Origin of the sequence: Streptomyces sp. NPDC047079 (genome assembly GCF_040643755.1) — a bacterium.
Classification (GTDB): domain Bacteria; phylum Actinomycetota; class Actinomycetes; order Streptomycetales; family Streptomycetaceae; genus Streptomyces.
The window spans coordinates 181,666-203,645 of sequence record NZ_JBEYUZ010000011.1 but is presented as its reverse complement, the minus strand read 5'-3'; the positions used below and the strand labels follow the sequence as shown (position 1 = coordinate 203,645).

Below are 21,980 nucleotides of genomic sequence, written 5' to 3'. Positions count from 1 at the left end.
GGTGATTCCGACTCTATCAGATCTTCCCGATCCGATTTCCTCGGCGCTTTCCAGGTTCCCGCGCTTTCGCGTTTCCCTTTCCGGCTTTCCCGACTTTATCAGAGGTTTCGGGGCCGATTGACCGGCGCCCATTTCTGAATCATCGGGAGGTGCTCCGCAGAGTCGACCACGATCAATCTGAGTCGATCGGATCGATATTCCGGAAGCGGGTAGATGTTCTCAAGGTCCCGTGGTGGAGAGGTCCACCTCCAGGCAACTGTTCGAATCTACCTCCTTGCTCGACCCGTGTCAACAGGTCTTGCGCGGCGAAGAGGAGACTAGCAGGTCAACGAAGGGCGACGCACATCCGGCAGGTCACCCCGCGTCACGCCGCCGTAGGGACGGCCGCGCTCCGTTCGTGCGCCTCCAGGTCCCCCGTGTCACCAGCCCGTGCCGCGCGGCCGCCCAGGACGAACACATACGCGAGAAAGGCCAGCTCAGCGGCGACACCTATCCCTATCCGCCCCCAGGTGGGAAGGCCGGACGGGGTCACGAAGCCCTCGATGGCGCCCGAAACGAAGAGAACGAGGGCGAGTCCGATCGCCATCCCCAGGGCCGCCCGCCCCTCCTCCGCGAGAGCGCTGCGGCGGGTGCGGGGGCCCGGGTCGATCAGTGTCCAACCGAGTCGTAGACCCGTTCCGGCGGCCACGAAGACGGCGGTCAGTTCCAGGAGGCCATGCGGGAGGACCAGCCCCAGGAAGGTGTCGAGACGGCCCACTGAGGACATCAGGCCGACACCCACGCCCAGGTTCAGCATGTTCTCGAAGAGGATCCAGAGGACCGGGAGGCCCAGGAAGATGCCGAGGACCAGGCACATCGCGGCGGCCCGCGCGTTGTTCGTCCACACCTCGGCGGCGAAGGCGGCAGCGGGATGGCTCGAGTAGTACGTCTCGTACTCGCCGCCGGGGCGCGTCAGGTTACGGAGCTCGCCGGGGGCGGCGATCGAGGACTGGACCTCCGGGTGGGTGCCGATCCACCACCCCAGGAGCGCGGCGATCACCGTGGAGAGCAACGCGGTGGGCACCCACCAGCGGCGCGAGCGGTAGACCGCGGCGGGAAAGCCCTCGGTGAGGAAGCGGGTGACATCGCGCCATGAGGCACGGCGTGTGCCCGTCACGGCACTGCGCGCGCGTGCCACCAGCTGACTGAGCCGGCCCGTGAGCTGGGGATCCGGCGCGCTCGACTGGATCAGTGAGAGATGGGTGGCAGTGCGCTGGTAGAGAGCGACGAGTTCGTCCGCCTCGGTTCCGGTGAGTCGGCGCTGGCGGCGCAGCAGGGCCTCGAGGCGGTCCCACTCGGCGCGGTGGGCGGACACGAACACATCGAGGTCCATGGGTCGGGCTGCTCCTCGTCCTCTCGTACTGCGTGTCAGCTTGTCGCACTGGAGCGCGATGTGTCCTCAGCTTGGCAGACTGTCGTATCCCGGGGTGGCTCAGGGGAAGGACGGCTGGCATGAGTGGACTGGTGACGGGCGAGGCGGTGGCGCTTGAGCTGCGCCCGGCGAAACTGCCGAGCCGAGCGCTCGCGGTGATGCTCGACCTGGTGGTGGCGCTGACCGCCTATGTCATCGTGATGATCGGTCTTGTGGCGTCGGCGTCGGGTCTGGACGAGGCCGCGCAGATCGCGGTGTCGATCGCGGTCTTCATCCTCGTGCCGGTGGGCGGCCCGATCGCGCTGGAGACCCTGAGCCTCGGCCGTTCGCTGGGGAAGCTCGCCTGTGGGCTGCGCGTGGTGCGGGACGACGGAGGACCGATTCGGTTTCGCCATGCGCTGGTCCGGGGCGCGGTCGGTGTGGTCGAGATCCTGATGACGTTCGGGGTCGTCGCGTGCATCGCCTCGCTGGTGTCGGCCCGGGGCAGGCGCCTCGGGGATGTGTTCGCGGGCACGCTGGTCGTGCGGGAGCGAGTGCCGGCGGGACGCATGGGCCTCGTGCCCCCGCCGCCGCCCTGGCTTGCCGGGCGATTCTCCGACCTGGACCTTTCGGCGGTTCCGGACGGGCTGTGGCTGGCGATCCGGCAATACCTGACGCGGATGCGGTACCTGGATCCACAGGTGGGCTGGGCGATGGCGGAGCGTCTCGCCTCGGATCTCGCGGCTCTTGCGGGGACGCCCGCGCCGCACGGCGTCCCGCCGGCCGCGTATCTGGCGGCGGTGGTGCACGAACGCCAGGCCCGGGACGCGCGGCGGGCGCAGGGTGGCCGGGCCGAGGAGGCTGCCGCAGGGGTGGGTCCGCAGGCGCAGCAGATGCCGGACGGGCACGCTCCGGCACCTCGGCAGGCCCCTGCCCCTCAGGGCTGGGGCAGCACGTGGTCGGCTCCCGGGGCGAACGACGTGGACCGCGGGGACAGCGCAGAGACCGGCGTGGCCGGCGTGGGTGGCGTGGACGATTGGTCCGGGACGGCCGCCCGGCCGCAGACGTATGGCCGTCCGCAGCCCACTGGCCGGCCTCGGGCGTCGGCTGACGGCCGGCTGGAGGACGGGCGGCCCGCGACCGCGCAGGCCGCCGCACCGTCGGCGGACCGCCGCTCCACCGGGTTCGTGCCGCCCGCGTAACGGTCCGCCGCACGCCTGGTCACGTGAACGCCGTCGGCGGTGACTCGAGGTGTTCGAGCTCGATGCCGGGCGCGGCGAGCACGATGTCGCCGGCGATGTGGACAGTGTGCCGCTCCCCCGTGTCCAGGGCTGTGACCTGGTATTCGTCGACGATCAGAGGGTCGTTGTCAGTGGGGTGTGCTTCTCTTGCGATCAGGGCCCAGGACTGGTCCACGGTGCGGGGGGCGAGGACCGGATCGGTGAATGCGACGAGGCGTACGCGCGTGGCGGCGGAGGAGGGGGTGAGGCGCAGCAGCCGTGCGGTGGCGACGAGGAATGCGGGGGACGTGCCGGTGAAGGCGTGGGCGGGGACATTGCCTTCGGCGGCATGGGCGCCGGTGGGGTCGGTGCGGACCCAGGTGACGCCCTCCAGGGCGGCCCCCCGCACCTGCCAGCCGCCGGCGTGGAGTTCGAGGCGAATGGGGCGGCCGAGGTCGTCGAGGGCGAGGTCGACGGATCCGGCGTGATCGCCGGAGGGGGTGGTCAGTTGGGAGACATAGCGCCAGCCGGAGGGGCCGGGCGCGCACTGGAAGTGCTCTTCGGCGAGGAGGGTGTCGTCGTGCGGGTCGTGAAGCGAATATCGGCCGCGGGGCATGAGGGTCCTGGGGTGTGACGGGCTGGTCCGGCCGGTCCGCCATGGTCCGGCCGTCGGCCAGTCTGCCCGGTCCGGGCATCGACCGGTCCCGCCGGTCGGGCCAATGGAGCAGGCCGCCGGCACGGGGGTGCGGGGGCCTGCTCCAGGGCTCGGTCAGTACCGGTAGTGGTCCGGCTTGAACGGGCCGTCGACGTCGACGCCGATGTACGCCGCCTGCTCGGGGCGGAGCTTGGTCAGCTTGACGCCGAGCGCGTCCAGGTGGAGGCGGGCGACCTTCTCGTCGAGGTGCTTGGGCAGCGTGTACACGCCGGTCGGGTACGCGTCGGGCTTGGTGAACAGCTCGATCTGGGCCAGCGTCTGGTCCGCGAAGGAGTTGGACATCACGAACGACGGGTGACCGGTGGCGTTGCCCAGGTTCAGCAGGCGGCCCTCGGACAGCACGATGATCTTCTTGCCGTCGGGGAAGGTCCAGGTGTGGACCTGCGGCTTGACCTCGTCCTTGACGATGCCGGGGATCTTGGCGAGGCCGGCCATGTCGATCTCGTTGTCGAAGTGGCCGATGTTGCCGACGATCGCCTGGTGCTTCATCTTCGCCATGTCCGACGCGAGGATGATGTCCTTGTTGCCGGTCGTGGTGATGAAGATGTCGGCCTTGTCGATGACATCGTCGAGGGTCGTGACCTGGTAGCCGTCCATCGCCGCCTGCAGCGCGCAGATCGGGTCGATCTCGGTGACGATCACACGGGCGCCCTGTCCGCGCAGGGACTCCGCGCAGCCCTTGCCCACGTCGCCGTAGCCGCACACGACCGCGGTCTTGCCGCCGATCAGGACGTCGGTGGCGCGGTTGATGCCATCGATCAGGGAGTGGCGGCAGCCGTACTTGTTGTCGAACTTCGACTTGGTGACCGCGTCGTTGACGTTGATCGCCGGGAACAGCAGGACGCCGTCCCGCTGCATCTCGTACAGGCGGTGGACGCCGGTCGTGGTCTCCTCGGTCACGCCGCGGATCTCGGAGGCCAGCTGGGTCCACTTCTGGGGGCTCTCGCCCAGGGTGCGGTGCAGCAACTGGAGGATGACGCGGTGCTCGTCGGACTCGGCGGTCTCGACGGCCGGGACCTTGCCGTCCTTCTCGTACTCGACGCCCTTGTGGACGAGGAGGGTGGCGTCACCACCGTCGTCCAGGATCATGTTCGGGCCGCCCGTGGGGCTGTCCGGCCAGGTCAGCGCCTGCTCCGTGCACCACCAGTACTCCTCCAGCGTCTCGCCCTTCCAGGCGAAGACGGGGATGCCCTGGGGGTTGTCGGGCGTGCCGTTCGGGCCGACGGCGATGGCGGCGGCCGCGTGGTCCTGGGTGGAGAAGATGTTGCACGAGGCCCAGCGGACCTTCGCGCCGAGCGCCACCAGGGTCTCGATGAGCACGGCGGTCTGGACGGTCATGTGCAGGGAACCGGTGACGCGGGCGCCGGCCAGGGGCTGCGCCTCGGCGTACTCCTTGCGGATCGCCATCAGACCGGGCATCTCGTGCTCGGCGAGGGTGATCTCCTTGCGGCCGAACTCGGCCAGGGAGAGGTCGGCGACCTTGAAGTCCTGTCGGTTGTCGACAGTCGTCATTGCGAGGTGCTCCTCGGAGTCGGGTCGAGGTGGGTAGGGCTGGTCTGCGCGGCGGCGGACACAGGGGTGCCCGAAGAGGACACAGGCATGCCCACGTGCGCGCAGCGCAGTCCGTCGGAGGCCCTCTCTCCCTCGGTCGGCCCGCGTGGGGCCGCCCGACCGCCATCAGCAGCGACGTCTGGCTCCGTCCCAAGCTACACCGGAGGACCCGGCGGTCCCCAGTCCGCCTCCGGACACATCACGTCGGTCCCCGGACGTGGCGGAGAGGGCCGCGCGGTGCCCGGGGCAGCCCGGCGGAAGTCGGCAAACCTGGATGAGCAGGATGTTTCCGTGTCTTTGTGCTCGGATTCCCGAGGGGAGGTGCCCCGGAGTCCGGGGCGCCGGAAGGAGCGTCCAAGGCGGCGTCCCGTGTGAGGAAGGTGTCAGGCGAGGGGCCGCGCCCCGCGCAGGTGATCCGCAGACTGTCGCTAGCCTCTCTCTGCGCGTGCGGATGCGCCGCGCGGGGAGGGGTTGGCGATGGCTAAGGGCCGGGCACTGGCGCTCTGGGCGTGGCTGACGCTGCCACTGGGGCTGATCTTGTTGGTGGGCTCCTTGTTGTATGTGCGAACGGCCTATACGGGGGTCACGGTGAGGGGCGGAAGCATGGAGCCCACGTATGGCGTCGGCCGGCAGCTTGTCGTGCAGCGGCTGGATGGGGACGAGATACACAGAGGGGATGTCGTCCTCTTCGCGACGCCGGACCGCTATTCCGGCGAGGCCGTGCTGAAGCGGGTGATCGGTGTGGGCGGCGACCATGTGGTGTGCTGCGGCGCGGGCACGGAGGAACGCATCACCGTCAACGGGCGGCCGCTTCAGGAGCCGTATGTGAAGGACGGCATCGCCGACGGTGTGCACCGGCCGTATGACGTGAAGGTGCCCGAAGGCCGGCTGTTCGTGCTGGGTGACCACCGGGTCAACTCCGTGGACTCACGGTTCTTCGCGGGCGACGGTCACCAGGGCACGGTGGCCGTCGGCGATGTGAAGGGGCGCGTCGTCGGAGGTCCGGCCCGGCTTCTGGGCTGGCTTGTGTGCGGGCTGCTCGGACTGGTCCTGGCCGCCACGGGGCTCGGCCTGGGAATCGCGGCCGTGACGGTGCGGAGGAGGCGGGTCACCCCGCCCGCACCGCCCTGGCCCGTCCATATGTGAGGGTCAGTGGCCGGGGGTCGGGGCCGGTCCCCCGGGCGTTGCCTCGGGGTCCGGGCCCTTGGCCGCCTCGGCCTCGCTGTAGATGTCCGGTTCCAGGTAGATGAGCCGCGCTATCGGGACGGCGGCGCGGATACGGGCCTCGGCGGCGTTGATCGCGGCGGCGACCTGCGCGGCCGTGTCGTCGTGCCTGACGGCGATCTTGGCGGCGACCAGCAGCTCCTCGGGACCGAGGTGGAGGGTGCGCATGTGGATGATGCCGGTGACCGTCTCACCGTCGACGGTCGCCGCCTCGATCTTCTTGATCACGTCCAGGCCGGCGGCCTCGCCGAGGAGGAGGGACTTGGTCTCGGCGGCTAGGACGAGGGCGATCAGGACCAGGAGGACACCGATGCAGGCGGTGCCGATGCCGTCCCAGATGCCGTCGCCGGTGAGCAGCGCGAGGCCGACACCGCCGAGGGCGAGGACCAGACCGATCAGCGCGCCGAAGTCCTCCAGGAGGACGACCGGCAGCTCGGGTGCCTTGGCGCGGCGGACGAACTGTACCCAGGAGAGCTTTCCGCGCAGCTCGTTGGACTCCTTTATCGCGGTGCGGAAGGAGAAGCCCTCGGCGATCAGCGCGAAGACGAGGACGCCCACCGGCCAGTACCAGTGCTCGAGTTGGTGCGGGTGCCGGATCTTCTCGTAGCCCTCGTAGATGGCGAACATGCCGCCGACCGAGAAGAGGACGATCGAGACCAGGAAGGCGTAGATGAAGCGGTCGCGGCCGTAGCCGAACGGATGCTGCGGGGTGGCAGCGCGCTCGGACCGCCTGCCGCCGATCAGCAGCAGGAACTGGTTGCCGGAGTCGGCGAGCGAGTGGACGCCCTCGGCCAGCATCGAGGAGGAGCCGCTGAAGGCGAACGCCACGAATTTCGATGCCGCGATCGCGAGGTTGGCGCCGAGTGCCGCCACGATCGCCCTGGTGCCGCCTGACGCGCTCATGTGTTCGCGTTGTCCCTTCGTTGCCGTGCCGCCCTGGTCGTGTACTCGCGTACCCCGCCCAGGGCTTTGCCCGTCCTTTGCCGGTGGGTCATTGTTGCAGCCGGGTCCGGCGGCGCCGCGCCGGACCGGGGAAGGGACGGCGTACGGCTGCGGGTCAGGCGACGACGGTGGCCCTGAAGAGGGTGCCGGCTCCGGACACCTCGGTGGGTTCGTCCGCCGGTACGAAGACGGACTGGCCAGGGGCGAGCAGGTGTTCGCCGACGCGTACGGAGCCGGCCGTGCACAGCAGGATCTGCGGGGTCGGGCGGGTGAGGGCGTGCGGGGCGGCGCCCTCGGGCAGGACGTAGCGGGACAGGCGGAACTCGTCGATGGGGGTCTCGTAGACCTCCTCGCCGTCCGTGGACGCCTCCGGGCGCAGCACGCCGGGGTCGTTCGCCTCGAAGCGGACGATGCGCAGCAGTTCGGGGACGTCGACGTGCTTGGGGGTCAGACCGCAGCGCAGGACGTTGTCGGAGTTGGCCATGATCTCGACGCCGAGGCCGTTCAGATAGGCGTGCGGGACGCCGGCGCCGAGGAAGAGGGCCTCGCCGGGCTGGAGCCGGACATGGTTGAGCAGCATGGCCGCGATCACGCCGGGGTCGCCGGGGTAGTGGTGGGCGATGTCCGCGTACGCGGCGTAGGCGCCGCCGAGGCGGGTGCAGGCTGTCGCGGCCTCGGTGACCGTGTGGGCCATCTCCTCCGGGTCGGCGGACAGGACCGCCGTGAGGACCTCGCGCAGGGCGGCCTCTTCGGGGTGTGCGCGCAGCAGGTCGACGTAGGGCTTGAGGGAGTCGACGTCGAGGCCCGCGAGCAGCTCGGCGGCCTCCTCGGGCGCGCGGAAGCCGCACAGGCCGTCGAACTCGGTCAGGGCACAGATCAGTTCGGGCTTGTGGTTGGCGTCCTTGTAGTTGCGGTGGGGAGCGTCGACGGGGATACCGCGGCGCTCCTCGTCCGCGTAGCCCGCCCTGGCCTGCTCCAGGTCCGGGTGCACCTGAAGGGAGAGCGGGGCGCCGGCGGCGAGGATCTTCAGCAGGAAGGGCAGCCGCGGGCCGAACTTGGCGACCGTGCGGCTTCCCAGCTCCTGCTCGGGGGACTTGTCGATCACCTCGTTGAGCGGGCCGCGCGGGGTTCGGGAGGGCGCGCCCGGGTGGGCGCCCATCCACATCTCCGCCTGCGGCTCACCGGTCGGCTCCACACCGAGGAGCCGGGGGATGGCGGTGACGGATCCCCAGGCGTAGGGGCGAACGGTGTTGTCGAGGCGATCCATGGGTGTCTTTTCTCCGTACGTACGCTGTTCGGCGGGCGCCGGTCAGGCGGCGTCAGCCAAGATCAGGCCCCCGAAGCGAGCGCCACGTAAACAGCGGCGAAATCTGTGATGGCGATCAGTTCCGCGAGGGTCTCCAGCTCGCTGCCGTCCTCCGGTTCCAGCTCGCTGATCGCCGTGTCGTGGGTGAGGGCCAGCTCGCGTGCGGCGGGGGCGGCGCTCAGGCCCCCGATGGGGCGGTCCCGCAGCAGCACCACGCGCGCGTGCAGGGCTTGTGCCTCCTCGACGCGGTCCCGGAAGAAGTCCTCGGGGTCGGCGCCGGCGGCGAGCGGGCCGGAGAGCAGGACACTGTGCGAGGCCAGTGCCTCGGGCAGCTGCGCGGTGAGCGCGGGGCGGCCGGCCAGCTCGGCGAGCGCGGCCGCGAAACGGCGGCCGGCCGGCTCGGCGGAGACGCCCTCCGTCCAGATCACCGGGAGCGATTCGGCCAGCTCGGCGGCGAGGTTCTTGGCGGGGTTGGTGTAGGTGGCGATGGCCGGGCCGCAACGCTCGGCGACCTGGTCGAGGCGGTCGGCGACCTTGCCCAGTGCCTCGGGCGGGGCGGAGAGCAACCCGGTGCGGTCCAGGAGGGCGAGCAGCGGGGTGAGCAGGGCCCACAGCACGCCGGGCGCGGACGCGGCGAGCGGTTCCTCCTGCTCGTACGGGGCCGTCGCCATCGGGACGAACAGGCCGTGCGCACCGGTCACCGCCTCCGTGACCGGGGAGCCGACGGGGGCCACGGCGACGACGGTGCAGCCACGCCGGTAGGCCTGCTCGACGAGGATCCCGAGACCCGGTTCGCTGCCGTCGGGCGTGGCGATCAGCAGGAGGTCGACGGGGCCCGCCCAGCCGGGCAGGTCCCAGCGCAGGGCGCCGGCGGCGGGGGCGACACCGGTGGGGTGGATGCGGGTGACCGGGCAGGAGGAGCCGACGAGGGTGCCGAGCAGTTCGGCCACTCCCACGGAGGCGGTGCCGGGACCCGCGATGAGGAGGGCGCGGGGGCGGCCGTCGGGCTTCAGTTCGTTGATCCCCGCCTCGGTGGCGTGCCGCACGGCGGTGCGGACCCGGGCGCCGGCCTCGGCGGCGCCGCGCAGCAGGGCTCGGCGGTCGGCGACTGCCAACGCGTCGGGGTCGTCGAGCAGCGATTCGTCGAGCATGAGCGGCAGTCTCCGATCGCCGGGTCCGTTAGGCGGGGCGTCGGGCCTCGTCGACGAGCAGGACCGGGATGCCGTCCCTGACGGGATAGGCAAGGCCGCAGTCCCGGCCGGTGCAGACCAGCTCGCCGTCCTCCTCCTTCAGGGGGGCGTGGCACGCCGGGCAGGCGAGGATCTCCAGGAGGCCGGCTTCGAGCGGCATGAGGGGTCCCTTCAAAGCGAGTGCGCTTGGCCTGGTCAGACTACCGCCGCCGGGCCGGCATACGGGGGTTGGGCGGGGCGGCGCGGCCCCGGGCGCCCCGCTCGCGAGGGGCGCCCGCTCCGGCCGTGCAGCGCGGTCGGCGGTCAGCCGCGGATGATGTCCAGGGCCTCGTCCCGGATCTTCGTCATGGTCGCCTCGTCCTTCGCCTCCGCGTTCAGGCGGAGCAGCGGTTCGGTGTTGGACGGTCGGACGTTGAACCACCAGTCGGCGGACGAGACGGTCAGGCCGTCCAGCTCGTCGATGGCCACGCCCTCACGGCCCTCGTACGCCGCCTTGATCGCGGCCAGGCGGCCCTTCTGGTCGTCGACGGTGGAGTTGATCTCCCCGGACCCGGCGTAGCGGTCGTACTCGGCGACCAGCTGGGACAGCGGGCCGTCCTGTCCGCCGAGGGCCGCCAGGACGTGGAGCGCGGCCAGCATGCCCGTGTCGGCGTTCCAGAAGTCCTTGAAGTAGTAGTGCGCGGAGTGCTCCCCGCCGAAGATCGCGCCGGTGCGTGCCATCTCGGCCTTGATGAAGGAGTGGCCCACACGCGTGCGGACGGGCGAGCCGCCGTGCTCGCGGACCACCTCGGGCACGGACCAGGACGTGATCAGGTTGTGGATGACCGTGCCCTTGCCGCCGTGCTTGGCCAGCTCGCGCGCGGCGACCAGCGCCGTGACCGCGGACGGCGAGACGGGGTCGCCGTGCTCGTCGACGACGAAGCAGCGGTCGGCGTCGCCGTCGAAGGCGATGCCGATGTCGGCGTGCTCCTCGCGGACGCGCTTTTGCAGGTCGACGATGTTCTTGGGGTCCAGCGGATTGGCTTCGTGATGGGGGAAGGTGCCGTCCAGCTCGAAGTACATCGGGACCAGGTCGATGGGCAGCCCGGCGAAGACGGTGGGCACGGTGTGACCGCCCATGCCGTTGCCGGCGTCGACGACGACCTTCAGGGGCCGGATGGAGGTCAGGTCGACGAGGGAGCGCAGGTGTGCCGCGTAGTCCTCCAGCGTGTCCCGCTGGGTGACCGTCCCGGGGGTCCGCACGGGCTCGGGAGCGCCCTCGTCCACCCACTGTTCGACCAGTGCGCGGATCTCGGCGAGGCCGGTGTCCTGGCCGACGGGGGCGGCGCCCGCGCGGCACATCTTGATGCCGTTGTACTGGGCCGGGTTGTGCGAGGCGGTGAACATGGCGCCCGGCAGATTCAGTGCGCCCGACGCGTAGTACAGCTGGTCGGTCGAGCACAGGCCGATCTCGGTGACGTCGACGCCGCGTGCGGCGGCCCCGCGGGCGAAGGCGCGTGAGAGTCCCGGGGAGGAGGGCCGCATGTCGTGACCGATCACGATCGCGTTCGCGCCGGTCACCTGGACGAAGGCCGCCCCGAAGAGTTCGGCCAGCGACTCGTCCCACTGGTCGGGGACGACACCGCGTACGTCGTACGCCTTCACGATCTGCGACAGATCAGCAGCCACGGCCAACCCTCCTGAGGTCTTGACGATGGCCCCAAACTACCTGCTGCGACCGACCCTCGGTGGGGGGTCCAGCGGGCTCGAAGACCAGTTCCCACGGAGTTCATACCGGGGCTTCGTGGACGAGGCCCCGAGGGCTCAGTTGTCCGGTGAGCGCAGCACTCTCAGGTGACCCCGGCGCGCGACCTCCATCGGGTCCGCCGTGCGGGCGCTGCCGCCGCTCGCCTCGGCCGCGCGCTGCTGCGGGCGGGCCGCCTCGCGGACCGCGTTGGCGAGCGCCTCCAGGTCGTCGCCGCTGGGACGCGCGGGGGCGGAGCCGTCCAGGAGCCGGACGACCTCCCAGCCGCGCGGTGCGGTCAGGCGCTCGGAGTGCTCGGCGCACAGGTCGTAGCAGTGGGGTTCGGCGTAGGTGGCGAGCGGGCCGAGGACCGCGGTCGAGTCGGCGTAGACGTACGTCAGCGTCGCGACGGCGGGTCGGCCGCAAGCGGTGCGCGAACAGCGACGTACAGGGCTCACGACGTTGGACGGTACCGCACTCTTGAGCGGGCCGCGACGACTCTCCCTCAGGTCACTCCACCGTGTCGTGCTGTGAAACGCCCCACACACTCCTCCCGACCGGCCTTGGTGACCTGCGGGGAGGCCTCGGGGCCGGTCTCGGTCCCCCCTGAAATCGGTCACCACTTGGTACAAACCTCGTCAATTCTCATGAGGTCGGCGGTCCGGGAGGGATATGGAATCGAGCCCAACCTTGGCTGAAATGGTCATCCTGCGACATGCCGTACAGCTCGGCGGACAACCGGCGGCATGTCCGGCGAGCCGACTGGACAGGCGGGGTGGGGGCGCGCGGTCGTGTGGGGCCGGGCGCCGAGCCCGTGCGGGGATTACGCTTCGTCAGTGATGGACAACGCCGTACCGCCCCGCGCCGCCGCACCCGGGCCCCGCCGCCGTGATCGCCACGGCAGAGGCATGCGCGGACCCATCGCGCCGCCCCAGGTGCCGCTCGCCGCGAGCCGCGCCGAGGCGTTCGCGGATCTGGTGCAGGACTCCGTGGAGCGTCTGGAGCGGCGCTGGCCGCAGCTCGCCGACATCGACTTCCTCATCCTCGAGGTGCCGCGCCTCGACGGCCCCGGCCAGGCGTGGAGCGACGAGGCGGTGCCCCTCGGGGGCACGCTCCCGGCCGGTGACGGGCACCGGGCACGTGTCGTCGTCTACCGCCGCCCGGTAGAGATCCGCACCAAGGGCCGCGACGAGCGTGCCGCTCTGGTCCACGAGGTGGTCGTGGAACAGGTGGCGGAGCTGCTGGGGCTGACGCCGGAGACGGTGGATCCGCGCTACGGCGAGGACTGACCGGCCTGAAGGAGCGGCGGCCTCTCGGGCCGTCACTTCTTCAGCAGCACGGAGAGGTCCTGGTCAGCTTCGGGCACCGCCACCGTGCCCCGGTCGTCGGGAAGGGTCTGCACGGTGAACGCCGGTACGCCCTCCATGGTCGTCTTCAGCGTACGGGCGGCGTAGACGGGCCCTCCGGAGAGCGGCTCGACGGTGAGCGCGTATGTGCCCTTCAGCCCGCTCGGCACCGGGGCGTCCACGTCCTGCGTCGTACCGCCCTTGATCGTGTACTCCTTGGTCGCCGCCGTTCCGCCGTCGCTGCCCGTGGACGCGGTGACTCTGACCCTGGCCGTGGCGCCCGGGGCGCTCAGCGCGAGTGTGGTGCCCTTGGCGCTGTTGCCGGCGACCGACGCGCGGGTGCCGACCGGCGCGGTCGCCGGGATGAACGCGGTCTCCTGGTCGGCGCCCTTGCCGCGCACCACCCGCAGGGCGGCGACCAGCGGGACCGGGGTGTCGCCGGGTGTCAGCACCAGGGAGCCCGCCTCGCCGCGGGTGACGTCGCCCAGGTCGACGGCGGTGGTCGTCCCGGCCTTCACATGCAGGGTCTCGTTGCCGGCCGGGGTGATCTGCCCGGAGGGAGAGGCGAGGCGCACCTTGAGGTCGGCGTCGTTGTCGCCGGGCGCGAAGGCCACCAGGCGGACGTCCGTGGCGTCCCCGGGGATACCGGGCAGCACCAGGGACCCCGCGGGGTCCGTCGAGGCGGCCAGCCAGTCGCCGCCCAGCTTGTCGTCGAGGGCCTGTACGGCGGCGGCGACGCGACCGCTGCGGACGCCCACATGGACCGTGACATCGGGCTCCCGCGCGCCGGTGAGCGTGGACAGCAGGATCGGCTCGCTGGAGTGCGGCTGGACCGTGATGCCCTCGCCGACCGTCGACTTGAGGTCGCCGTCCTTGCCGTACAGCTCGATGTCGACGACCGCGGCGGAGTCGTCGGGGTTGGTCAGGTGCACGTAGTCCGTGCGGGAGGCGGCGGTGCTGGCGCCCGCGAACCAGAACTCCGTGTCCGGGGCGGTGCAGTTGGTGCCGAGCAGCCCGCGGCCGGCACCCGCGGCGACCTCGGTGGTCTCCTGGACCGTCCAGCCGGGCGCGAGGCGTCCCTCGGCGGATCCGATGAGCGCGGGCGTGTCGGCGCCCGAGCCGTCCCCGGTGACCGGGGTGCCGGGCTCCTTGGGAGTCACGGCCGGCGCCCCCGACTGCTTGCGGCCCTTCCCGTCCTTGCCGCCGCTCTTGCCGGTGCCCGCGCCGTCCGCCGACTGCTTCCCGGCCGGGGTGAGTTGGGCCTTGCCGCTGCCGCCGGCTCCCCTGGAGACGGGCGTGAACGACGTGTACGTGGTGTCGGCGATGTCGGAGGTGCTCGGCTCGGGGCACAGCAGCCGGGTCTGCTCCACGGGCAGCCGGGCGGCCGTCTTCGCGGTGTCGCCGCCGGACGCGTCGGGCGCGTTGAGCGCCGCGAACCCGGTGACGGCGGCGAGCGCGGTCACACCGGCGATCAGGGACAGGGTCGTGCGGTTCACTGCTGGCTCCCGTCGGGGCGCTCACTGTCGGTGCCGTGCGCCGGGTCGTACGGCGCGGCGTAGCCCTGGGTGTACGTCGGGTCGTACGGCGCCGTGTTGCCGTAGGCGTACGGGTCGTACTGGTGGCCCTGGTACGGGTCGGCCGGGTAGGGCTGCTGCTGGTACGGGCCCGGCGCATACTCCTGGCCGCCCTGGTACTGCTCGGCGCCGTATGTGCCGTACTCCGTGTCCGCGTAGCCCGTCGTGTCCCACTCCCCGTACGGGTGCTGCTGCGGGATCGCCGCGGGCTCGAGCGCCTCCTCCGCCGGGGGCGGGGCGTCGGTGTCCTGGCCCGCCTCCTCCGCCTCGGCCTGGGCGCGCAGCCGACGGGCCCGTCGGCCCTCGCCTGCGAGGTCCTGCGCGGGCACGGCCCGCTCCTCGGGAAGGTCGTCGTCGACGTCCCGGCGGCGGCCGGGCAGGGCGAGCACCACGAGGACGACGGCGAGCGCGCCCTGCGCCCACAGCCAGGCGCTGTGGCCGAACGGGGTGCCGTAGGTGACGTCCAACGTGCCGCCGGACGCGGGCAGTTCGAAGCCCTGGGCCCAGCCGTCGACCGTGGTGCGGGTGAGCGGCCTGCCGTCCAGCGTGGCGGTCCAGCCCGCGTCGGCGGTGTCGGCGATCCGCAGCACACGGCCCGCGGCGCCGGACGGGATCCTGGTGTGGATCTCGACGGGTCCGGCCGCGACGGGTTGCGGTGCGGCGGAGCCGGCGACGATCGCGGCGCGGGAGACCTGCCGGTCCAGCCGCCACAGGGCGCTGCCGTCCTGCTGACTGAGCCGGGACAAGCCGGGCGTGGCGTCCAGGACGCGGCTGACGTCCCGCGGGGCACCCTTGCGGACGAGGACGTACCGCACGGCGAAGCCGCCCAGTTCGTCGGCCTGGTCGGCGCCGGAGCCCGCCACGAGGTTGGCGACGACCTTGTCGAGCCGCTTGTTCTCGCCGTCCACGGCGGCGAGTTCGCCGTCGCCGAGACGGGCGCCTGAGCCGCGGACCAGGGTGTAGCCCACGCGCGCGGTGGACTCGCCGTCGAGGACGAGGGTGCGGGCCTGGTCGCTGGTGCCGCCCTCCTCGGCCACGAACGCGGGCACCTGCACCGGGTCGCGCCGCTCCACGGGCCCGTCGGCACCGCGGATCATCCACCCGGCGGCGAGCAGCAGGGGGCCCGCCGCGCACGCGAACGCGATGAGCGCGGCCACGGGCTGACGCCAGCCGAAGCTCTGCTCGGCCACCCGGGCCCGGGCGCCGTCCGCGCCGATCGCGGCGGCGGACAGCAGCGCGAGGCCGTAGACGACAGTCGCGGGTCCGGCCCATGTCGAGCCGTTGGAGACAACCGCGAAGACGAGCCCCACCAGGGCCGCTGCCCACGCCGTCCAGATGCCCCTCTGGCGCTCGCCGCGCATGAGGGCCGCCAGCGCGGCAAGGACGATGCCGATGAGCATCAGCCCGTTGACCGTGCCTGGGCCGCCGGGGCTCGCGCCCAGCAGGTCGAAGGCGGAGGCCGCGCTCTTGCCGTAGGCGAGACCCGCCTCCTGGAAGAAGCCGTGGGGTAGCAGCGTGAGCGACCAGGGGGCGAGCACCAGCAGCGGGGTGCCCAACTGGGCGAGCAGGCGCGGCGCGTAGGCGAGGAGGGCGTTCCTGCGCATGACGAGCAGGGCCAGGCCCAGGGCCGCCGCGATCGGCCACACGATGGGCGTGAACGCGGTGGTGATCGTCAGCAGCAGCGCGTACGCCCAGGTGGCGCGCCAGCTGCCGCGCGCGCCGGAGGCATGGGCGAGCCCGGCGGCCGCGATGCCCGCCCGCGCGAGGAGCGGCAGCAGGACGGCGAGGACGGCGGTGCCGATGTGGCCGCCGGCGAGGGCGCCGGTGGCAGCGGGCAGGAAGGCGTACACGACGGACGCCCAGGCGCGCAGCAGCCGGGACTCGACGAGCGGCCGCGAGGCGAAGTAGGCGGTGAATCCGGCCAGCGGCACCGAGCAGACGAGCAGCACCGTCACCGCGAGTCCGGTGGAGCCGAAGAGGAGGCTCGCGAGCAGGGCGACCAGCGCGATGTAGGGCGGCGCGGACTGCGTGCCGCCGGCCCCCACCGGATGCCAGGCGTCGAGATAGCGCGACCACAGTTCGGAGGAGTCGGCGGGCGCGGGCAGCAGCGCGCCGCCGGCGAGCGAGCCGCCGCCGAGCAGGGCGCGGCAGGCGACGAGCGAGACGAGCAGGAGGACGACGAAGAGCACCGGGCCGGGTTTGCGGGCGATGCGCTTGACCCGGGCGAACTGCTCGACCTGAAGGAAGTCGGCGTCGTCGCCGCCCGGTCCGGACTCCAGGCCGCCGCCGTGCCGGCCGGCCGAGGAGACCTCGGGGTCGGAGCGGCCGACCAGGTTGCTCGCGACCTGTTCGACGGTGGCGCGGATGGTCGCCCCGGGGGGCGGGAACAGCGGGCGCAGCTCGCCCTTGTCGACCTGGGGGCGGCCACGCCTGCGCCGCCCTGCGATGATCCGCTCCGGTCGCAGCAGGATTCCGAGCAGGCCGCGGAGCTCGTCGACGGCCTGTCCGGGCACCTTGCCGACCAGGTACGCGACCGTGCGCAGCAGGGTGCCGAGGACCAGGCGGAGCAGGACCCAGGGCAGCTGTCCCGTGCGGGCGTTGACAAGGAGGGTGTAGACGGCGCCCGCCTTGTCCACCTTGTGGGGGGAGGCCGTGGTGCGGCCGGCGCAGTCGACGGTGCGGCGCTCGCGGGAGGCCGCCTCCGCGTGCCGTACGACCGCTTCGGGGGCGACCAGGACGCGGTGGCCCGCGGCGTGGGCGCGCCAGCACAGGTCGACGTCGTCCCGCATCAGGGGCAGGTGCCGGTCGAACCCGCCGAGCTGCTCGAAGACATCGCGCCGGATCAGCATGCCGGCCGTGGACACGGACAGCACCGGGCGGACGTGGTCGTGCTGGCCCTGGTCCTGTTCGCGGCGGTCCAGGCCGGTCCAGCGGCGGCCGGAGTTGGCGATGCTGACGCCGACCTCCAGGAGCTGCCGGCGGTCGTACCAGCCGCGGAGCTTGGGGCCGACGACGGCCACGTCGTCGCGGCCCAGCTCCATTTCGTTCTCGACGACCCGCAGCAGCTGGGCCAGGGCGTCGGGTTCGGGGGCGCAGTCGTCGTGCAGGAGCCACAGCCACTGCACCGGCTCCCCGTACGGCAGCTCGGGCAGGTCGTACGCGTCGTCCCGCCAGCTGCGGGTGGCGGGGTCCCAGCCGCTGGGGCGCTTGAGGTAGGGCAGGTCCTCCGGGGTCAGCACGGCCGCGGTGCGGTTGGCCTCCTCGACGGCCTGGCCGAAACCGGTGCGCCTGGCGAGGTGCAGGACGCGGTCGCCGCCGAGCACGTCGGTGAGCAGCTGGGCCGAGTCGTCGGCGCTGCCGGTGTCGGCCGCCACCGCGTTCTGCACGGGCCGCTCCTGGCCGAGCAGCCCGGCGAGCGCGTCGGGCAGCCAGCGGCCGCCGTCGTGGGCGACGAGGACCGCGGTGACCACGTGACGCGGGAACTCAGGTGTGGCAGCGGTGCCTTGATGGGCTGCCGTATGGCTGTGCACGGACATCGAGGTACGGGCCCCGGTTCGATGGACTGCGGTGGACGCCTGTGCCCACCGGGGGCAGCGGGGCGTCTCGGACGAGCGACCACACTATCGGCTGGGCAGCGCAGCGGCCCGCCGCCTGTGGATAACCCACCTGCGACGGGCCGTCGTGACGTCTGGGCAGAAGGCCGGGGGCCGTTGTCCGGGCGAGGGGGCCGGAGGCCTCCGGCCGGCCCGCGTCAGACCGCGGCCTTCTTCAGACGGCGGCGCTCACGCTCGGACAGGCCGCCCCAGATGCCGAAGCGCTCGTCGTTGGCGAGCGCGTATTCGAGGCACTCCGAGCGGACCTCGCAGGCGAGGCAGACCTTCTTGGCCTCGCGGGTGGAGCCGCCCTTCTCGGGAAAAAAGGACTCGGGGTCGGTCTGGGCGCACAGCGCGCGCTCCTGCCAGCCGAGTTCCTCGTCCGCGTCGTCGACCAGCAGTTGCTGCACCAGCTCGGTCATGTGCGCCCCTCGTCAGTCTTTCGCGTCCCCGTGATGTAGCCGTTACCGATTCCGGCTGAACGACACGAGTGAAATTACAAGTGTGCCGATCCGGGCCAGTCAAGCCGAGATCTGCTATTGGGCCCCTTATTCACTCTGCGGAACCAAGGCTATGCGGAAAGTGTTCAAATCGGCATAAACACAGACACCCGACAGGGCCTCCGGCGGGCTGCCACCCCGTCATGGGGGAGGACGTCCGCGCGTTCGATCTCGTTCCGACGCGTACCGCGAAGCGAACCGGATCACAGTCGGATCACGGGATCGCAACGAGGTTCGTGCGCCCGGTGGTGCGCTCCATGTGTCCCGGACCCCCCGTGCACAAACCTTTCATCTGCGAGATGAACCGGATGAGGTGAAACACCTCCCACATTCCGGACCCCAAGTTGACAGGGGAGGTGTGAACCGATGTCCTAGAGGGCATGCTCGCGAACTCGGCACTCACCCAGACCCGCTCCGCCGGGTCCCACGGTGCTGCCCGCGCTCGCTGTAGCTGTTGCTGTTCCGGCTGTTGAGCCTGCCTCTTCGCTCCGGCCGCCCCTGAAGTCCACCCGACTCGGCTGTTGTTCCGCGCCCGCACCAGGGCTCCCGCCACGCCCGCGACCCGGGCGGACGACTCGCGCCATCCAGCCCCCTCCCCCCGCACTCTCGCCGAGGAACCACCGCACCCATGAACAGCGACAGCGACCTGCAGATCGCCGGCGACATCCTGGAAGTACCGCACCTGCTCCAGCCGCCGCGGGAGCACCCGGCCACCGTGGCCGAGTTCGCCGGCCTCGCCCGCTCCATCGCCACCGACCGCTCCCAGTGGGAGCACCTCGTGCGCTACGACGCGACGTCCCGCTGGTACCACCGGCTGCGCACCGGGCCCGGCTACGAGGTGTGGCTGCTGTCCTGGGTCCCCGGGCAGGGCAGCGGACTGCACGACCACGGGCGCTCGTCCGGCGTGCTGACCGTCCTGCACGGCGCACTGACCGAGCGCACGGAGCGCGGCACCCGCGCGTTGGGTGTAGGGGCGCAGAGGGTGTTCGCTCCGGGATACGTGCACGAAGTGGTGAACGACGCGCTGGAGCCGGCGGTGAGCCTGCACGTGTACTTCCCGGGCCTGACCGAGATGTCCATGCTCTCCCCGTCTCCGTCCCGCGCGACCGGCGCTGCCCCCGTCTCGGCGTGCGCGGCGGAGCGCGGCCCCATGGACACGGTCACCACCTGAGCCAGGCGGCCGTCCGTCGACAACCCGCTCACGCGTGGTCGCGGCCGCCAGCGAGACCGTCCCCCGGTCGCCCGACCACCGCCCTCAACGAGTCGGCCTGGCGGCTGACACACTGTCTCAATGCGCATTGTGGTTCTGGCAGGCGGCATCGGCGGTGCCCGGTTTCTGCGTGGTCTCAAGCGGGCCGTGCCCGACGCGGACATCACCGTCATCGGCAACACCGGCGACGACATCCACCTCTTCGGGCTGAAGGTCTGCCCGGACCTCGACACGGTGATGTACACGCTCGGCGGCGGCATCAACGAGGAACAGGGCTGGGGCCGGGCCGAGGAGACCTTCCACCTCAAGGAGGAGCTCGCGGCCTACGGCGTGGGGCCGGAGTGGTTCGGGCTCGGCGACCGCGACTTCGCCACGCACATCGTGCGGACGCAGATGCTGGGCGCGGGCTACCCGCTCAGCGCGGTCACCGAGGCCCTGTGCGACCGCTGGAAGCCAGGGGTCCGGCTCATCCCCATGTCGGACGACCGTATCGAGACCCATGTCGCCGTCGAGCTGGACGGCGAGCGGAAGGCGATCCACTTCCAGGAGTACTGGGTGCGGCTGCGGGCCTCCGTCCCGGCCGAGGCCGTCGTTCCGGTCGGAGCCGAGCAGGCGAAGCCGGCGCCGGGCGTCCTGGAGGCCATCGCCGAGGCGGATGTCGTACTCTTCCCGCCGTCCAACCCGGTGGTGTCCGTCGGCACGATCCTCGCGGTGCCCGGCATACGGGAGGCCATCGCGAAGGCCGGGGTGCCGGTGGTGGGCCTGTCCCCCATCGTCGGGGACGCGCCCGTGCGCGGCATGGCCGACAAGGTGCTCGCGGCGGTAGGTGTCGAGGCGACGGCCGCGGCGGTCGCCGAGCACTACGGCTCCGGCCTGCTGGACGGCTGGCTCGTCGACACGGTGGACGCGGCCTCCGCGGAGCGCGTAGAGGCCGCGGGCATCCGCTGCCGCGCGGTACCCCTGCTGATGACCGACCTGGAGGCGACGGCCCGCATGGCCCGCGAGGCGCTGGCGCTGGCGGAGGAGGTGCGAGCCGCTTGAGCGACGGGCTTCGGGGGCGCGAGGCAGCGGGCGGCGGACCGGCCGGAGGCACCGGACCGGGCGGGTCGGAGACCGGCCCCGCCGGGGACGACGCCGGACCGGGCGGGGGCGTCGGCGGCGGCGGTGCGCACGGTTACCGCGTATGGGCCGTGCCCGGGCTGCCCGAGATCCGTGAGGGCGACGACCTGGCGAAGGTCATCGCCATGGCGGAGCCCGGGCTCGCCGACGGGGACGTGCTCCTCGTCACGTCGAAGATCGTGTCCAAGGCCGAGGGCCGCGTCGTCCCGGCGGACGACCGCGAGGCCGCCATCGACGCCGAGACCGTGCGGGTCGTGGCCCGGCGCGGACCGCTCAGGATCGTCGAGAACCGGCAGGGCCTGGTGATGGCTGCCGCCGGGGTCGACGCCTCCAACACCCCCGCGGGGACCGTGCTGTTGCTGCCGGAGGACCCCGACGCCTCCGCGCGGGCCGTCCGGGACGGCCTGCGGGACACGCTGGGCGTCGAGGTCGGCGTGGTCGTCACGGACACCTTCGGACGGCCCTGGCGCACCGGACTCACGGATGTGGCCATCGGGGCCGCGGGCGTACGGGTCCTGGACGACCTGCGCGGAGGCACGGACGCACACGGCAATCCGCTGAGCGCTACCGTCGTCGCCACCGCCGACGAGCTGGCCGCGGCCGGCGACCTGGTCAAGGGCAAGGCCGCCGGTCTGCCCGTCGCCGTCGTGCGCGGGCTGCCGCACATGGTGGCCGGGGACGACGGCGAGGGTGCGCGGGCCATGGTGCGCGGCGCGCGCGACGACATGTTCCGGCTGGGCACCTCCGAGGCGGTACGCGAGGCGGTGACCCAGCGGCGCACGGTGCGCGCGTTCACCGACGAGCCCGTCGACCCCGGTGCCGTACGCCGTGCGGTGGCCGCCGCCGTGACCGCGCCGGCACCGCACCACACGACACCGTGGCGGTTCGTGCTGCTGGAGTCCGGGGAGTCACGGACGCGGCTGCTGGACGCGATGCGTAAGGCGTGGATCGCCGATCTGCGGCGGGACGGGAAGACCGAGGAGTCGATCGCGAAGCGGATCCGGCGCGGCGATGTGCTGCGCAACGCTCCCTACCTGGTCGTGCCCTGCATGGTCATGGATGGCTCCCACACATACGGCGACGCGCGGCGGGACGCGGCCGAGCGGGAGATGTTCGTGGTCGCCACCGGCGCGGGCGTGCAGAACCTCCTGGTCGCGCTCGCCGGGGAGCGGCTGGGCTCGGCATGGGTGTCGTCGACGATGTTCTGCCGCGATGTCGTACGGGAGGTGCTGGGGCTGCCGGGCACCTGGGAGCCGATGGGCGCCGTGGCGGTGGGGCATCCGGCCGAGGAGCCGAGGCCCCGGCCGGAGCGGGATCCGGGAGCGTTCATCGAGGTGCGGTGAGCCCGCCGGGCACCGGGCGCGGGCGGCCGGAACA

18 protein-coding genes are annotated in these 21,980 nt (G+C 72.2%); 6 read left to right on the top strand and 12 right to left on the bottom strand.

Annotation, left to right across the window (positions count from 1 at the left end):
* Positions 1–364: 364 nt before the first annotated feature.
* Positions 365–1,372 carry a stage II sporulation protein M gene (locus ABZ823_RS17475; protein WP_361660330.1) on the bottom strand — a complete coding sequence of 336 codons (1,008 nt, stop codon included), beginning with the start codon at positions 1,370–1,372 and terminating at the stop codon, positions 365–367.
* 119 nt (positions 1,373–1,491) lie between these two features.
* Here ABZ823_RS17475 and ABZ823_RS17470 point away from each other — a divergent pair, with 119 nt between their 5' ends.
* Positions 1,492–2,592: an RDD family protein gene (locus tag ABZ823_RS17470; protein WP_361660327.1), complete on the top strand. Its 1,101-nt coding sequence runs from the start codon at positions 1,492–1,494 to the stop codon at positions 2,590–2,592.
* 19 nt (positions 2,593–2,611) lie between these two features.
* On the opposite strand, the gene ABZ823_RS17465 is transcribed toward ABZ823_RS17470, so the two are convergent.
* A complete protein-coding gene (locus ABZ823_RS17465) occupies positions 2,612–3,226 on the bottom strand; it encodes a hypothetical protein (protein ID WP_361660324.1) in 615 nt (204 codons plus the stop codon).
* A gap of 153 nt (positions 3,227–3,379) precedes the next feature.
* The gene (ahcY, locus tag ABZ823_RS17460; RefSeq protein WP_361660322.1) at positions 3,380–4,837 is read right to left on the bottom strand and encodes an adenosylhomocysteinase; all 1,458 of its coding nucleotides are present in this window, start codon (positions 4,835–4,837) and stop codon (positions 3,380–3,382) included.
* A 516-nt stretch (positions 4,838–5,353) separates the two neighbouring features.
* Here ahcY and lepB point away from each other — a divergent pair.
* A complete protein-coding gene (lepB, locus tag ABZ823_RS17455; protein ID WP_361660318.1) occupies positions 5,354–6,022 on the top strand; it encodes a signal peptidase I in 669 nt (222 codons plus the stop codon).
* A gap of 3 nt (positions 6,023–6,025) precedes the next feature.
* Here lepB and ABZ823_RS17450 read toward each other — a convergent pair whose 3' ends face one another.
* The 6 genes from ABZ823_RS17450 to ABZ823_RS17425 form a co-directional block, all read right to left on the bottom strand.
* Positions 6,026–7,003: a cation diffusion facilitator family transporter gene (locus ABZ823_RS17450; RefSeq protein WP_361660315.1), complete on the bottom strand. Its 978-nt coding sequence runs from the start codon at positions 7,001–7,003 to the stop codon at positions 6,026–6,028.
* 154 nt (positions 7,004–7,157) lie between these two features.
* Positions 7,158–8,309, bottom strand: coding sequence for a mannose-6-phosphate isomerase, class I (gene manA, locus ABZ823_RS17445; RefSeq protein WP_361660312.1), 1,152 nt, complete (start codon positions 8,307–8,309; stop codon positions 7,158–7,160).
* Positions 8,310–8,371: 62 nt separating this feature from the next.
* Positions 8,372–9,499 carry an SIS domain-containing protein gene (locus ABZ823_RS17440; RefSeq protein WP_361660310.1) on the bottom strand — a complete coding sequence of 376 codons (1,128 nt, stop codon included), beginning with the start codon at positions 9,497–9,499 and terminating at the stop codon, positions 8,372–8,374.
* A gap of 28 nt (positions 9,500–9,527) precedes the next feature.
* On the bottom strand, positions 9,528–9,698 hold the full coding sequence (locus tag ABZ823_RS17435) for a Trm112 family protein (protein WP_361660308.1): 171 nt from the start codon (positions 9,696–9,698) through the stop codon (positions 9,528–9,530).
* A gap of 143 nt (positions 9,699–9,841) precedes the next feature.
* Positions 9,842–11,206 (bottom strand): phosphomannomutase/phosphoglucomutase, encoded by a 1,365-nt coding sequence (locus ABZ823_RS17430; RefSeq protein ID WP_361660305.1) that lies wholly within the window; start codon positions 11,204–11,206, stop codon positions 9,842–9,844.
* Positions 11,207–11,341: 135 nt separating this feature from the next.
* Positions 11,342–11,719: a DUF3499 domain-containing protein gene (locus ABZ823_RS17425; RefSeq protein ID WP_361660301.1), complete on the bottom strand. Its 378-nt coding sequence runs from the start codon at positions 11,717–11,719 to the stop codon at positions 11,342–11,344.
* Positions 11,720–12,100: 381 nt separating this feature from the next.
* Here ABZ823_RS17425 and ABZ823_RS17420 point away from each other — a divergent pair, with 381 nt between their 5' ends.
* Positions 12,101–12,550 (top strand): metallopeptidase family protein, encoded by a 450-nt coding sequence (locus ABZ823_RS17420; RefSeq protein WP_361660359.1) that lies wholly within the window; start codon positions 12,101–12,103, stop codon positions 12,548–12,550.
* A gap of 32 nt (positions 12,551–12,582) precedes the next feature.
* Here the strand turns inward: ABZ823_RS17420 and ABZ823_RS17415 are convergent, their stop codons facing one another.
* The 3 genes from ABZ823_RS17415 to ABZ823_RS17405 all read right to left on the bottom strand — a co-directional run bounded on the left by ABZ823_RS17415 (position 12,583) and on the right by ABZ823_RS17405 (position 18,196).
* Positions 12,583–14,103, bottom strand: coding sequence for a DUF5719 family protein (locus tag ABZ823_RS17415; protein ID WP_361660298.1), 1,521 nt, complete (start codon positions 14,101–14,103; stop codon positions 12,583–12,585).
* Positions 14,100–17,717, bottom strand: coding sequence for a glycosyltransferase (locus ABZ823_RS17410; protein WP_361660295.1), 3,618 nt, complete (start codon positions 17,715–17,717; stop codon positions 14,100–14,102). The genes ABZ823_RS17415 and ABZ823_RS17410 overlap by 4 nt, the downstream gene beginning before the upstream one ends.
* A 215-nt stretch (positions 17,718–17,932) precedes the next feature.
* Positions 17,933–18,196 carry a WhiB family transcriptional regulator gene (locus ABZ823_RS17405; RefSeq protein ID WP_003975777.1) on the bottom strand — a complete coding sequence of 88 codons (264 nt, stop codon included), beginning with the start codon at positions 18,194–18,196 and terminating at the stop codon, positions 17,933–17,935.
* A 706-nt stretch (positions 18,197–18,902) separates the two neighbouring features.
* On the opposite strand from ABZ823_RS17405, the gene ABZ823_RS17400 reads away from it, so the two are divergent.
* The 3 genes from ABZ823_RS17400 to ABZ823_RS17390 all read left to right on the top strand — a co-directional run bounded on the left by ABZ823_RS17400 (position 18,903) and on the right by ABZ823_RS17390 (position 21,946).
* Complete coding sequence (locus ABZ823_RS17400; RefSeq protein WP_361660292.1) at positions 18,903–19,445, top strand: cysteine dioxygenase family protein; 543 nt, start codon at positions 18,903–18,905, stop codon at positions 19,443–19,445.
* 120 nt (positions 19,446–19,565) lie between these two features.
* Entirely contained in the window at positions 19,566–20,525 is a 960-nt protein-coding gene (gene cofD, locus ABZ823_RS17395) for a 2-phospho-L-lactate transferase (protein WP_361660289.1), read from the top strand.
* A gap of 149 nt (positions 20,526–20,674) precedes the next feature.
* Positions 20,675–21,946 (top strand): coenzyme F420-0:L-glutamate ligase, encoded by a 1,272-nt coding sequence (locus ABZ823_RS17390; RefSeq protein WP_361660356.1) that lies wholly within the window; start codon positions 20,675–20,677, stop codon positions 21,944–21,946.
* Positions 21,947–21,980: the final 34 nt, after the last annotated feature.

Excerpts from the sequence above, each read along its gene's own strand:
- ABZ823_RS17420 (WP_361660359.1), top strand. The coding sequence starts at position 12,101 with ATGGACAACGCCGTACCGCCCCGCGCCGCCGCACCCGGGCCCCGCCGC.
- ABZ823_RS17405 (WP_003975777.1), bottom strand. The coding sequence starts at position 18,196 with ATGACCGAGCTGGTGCAGCAACTGCTGGTCGACGACGCGGACGAGGAA.
- ABZ823_RS17400 (WP_361660292.1), top strand. The coding sequence starts at position 18,903 with ATGAACAGCGACAGCGACCTGCAGATCGCCGGCGACATCCTGGAAGTA.
- ABZ823_RS17440 (WP_361660310.1), bottom strand. The coding sequence starts at position 9,499 with ATGCTCGACGAATCGCTGCTCGACGACCCCGACGCGTTGGCAGTCGCC.
- manA (WP_361660312.1), bottom strand. The coding sequence starts at position 8,309 with ATGGATCGCCTCGACAACACCGTTCGCCCCTACGCCTGGGGATCCGTC.
- ABZ823_RS17450 (WP_361660315.1), bottom strand. The coding sequence starts at position 7,003 with ATGAGCGCGTCAGGCGGCACCAGGGCGATCGTGGCGGCACTCGGCGCC.
- ABZ823_RS17465 (WP_361660324.1), bottom strand. The coding sequence starts at position 3,226 with ATGCCCCGCGGCCGATATTCGCTTCACGACCCGCACGACGACACCCTC.
- ABZ823_RS17410 (WP_361660295.1), bottom strand. The coding sequence starts at position 17,717 with ATGTCCGTGCACAGCCATACGGCAGCCCATCAAGGCACCGCTGCCACA.
- lepB (WP_361660318.1), top strand. The coding sequence starts at position 5,354 with ATGGCTAAGGGCCGGGCACTGGCGCTCTGGGCGTGGCTGACGCTGCCA.
- ABZ823_RS17475 (WP_361660330.1), bottom strand. The coding sequence starts at position 1,372 with ATGGACCTCGATGTGTTCGTGTCCGCCCACCGCGCCGAGTGGGACCGC.
- ABZ823_RS17435 (WP_361660308.1), bottom strand. The coding sequence starts at position 9,698 with ATGCCGCTCGAAGCCGGCCTCCTGGAGATCCTCGCCTGCCCGGCGTGC.
- ahcY (WP_361660322.1), bottom strand. The coding sequence starts at position 4,837 with ATGACGACTGTCGACAACCGACAGGACTTCAAGGTCGCCGACCTCTCC.
- cofD (WP_361660289.1), top strand. The coding sequence starts at position 19,566 with ATGCGCATTGTGGTTCTGGCAGGCGGCATCGGCGGTGCCCGGTTTCTG.
- ABZ823_RS17470 (WP_361660327.1), top strand. The coding sequence starts at position 1,492 with ATGAGTGGACTGGTGACGGGCGAGGCGGTGGCGCTTGAGCTGCGCCCG.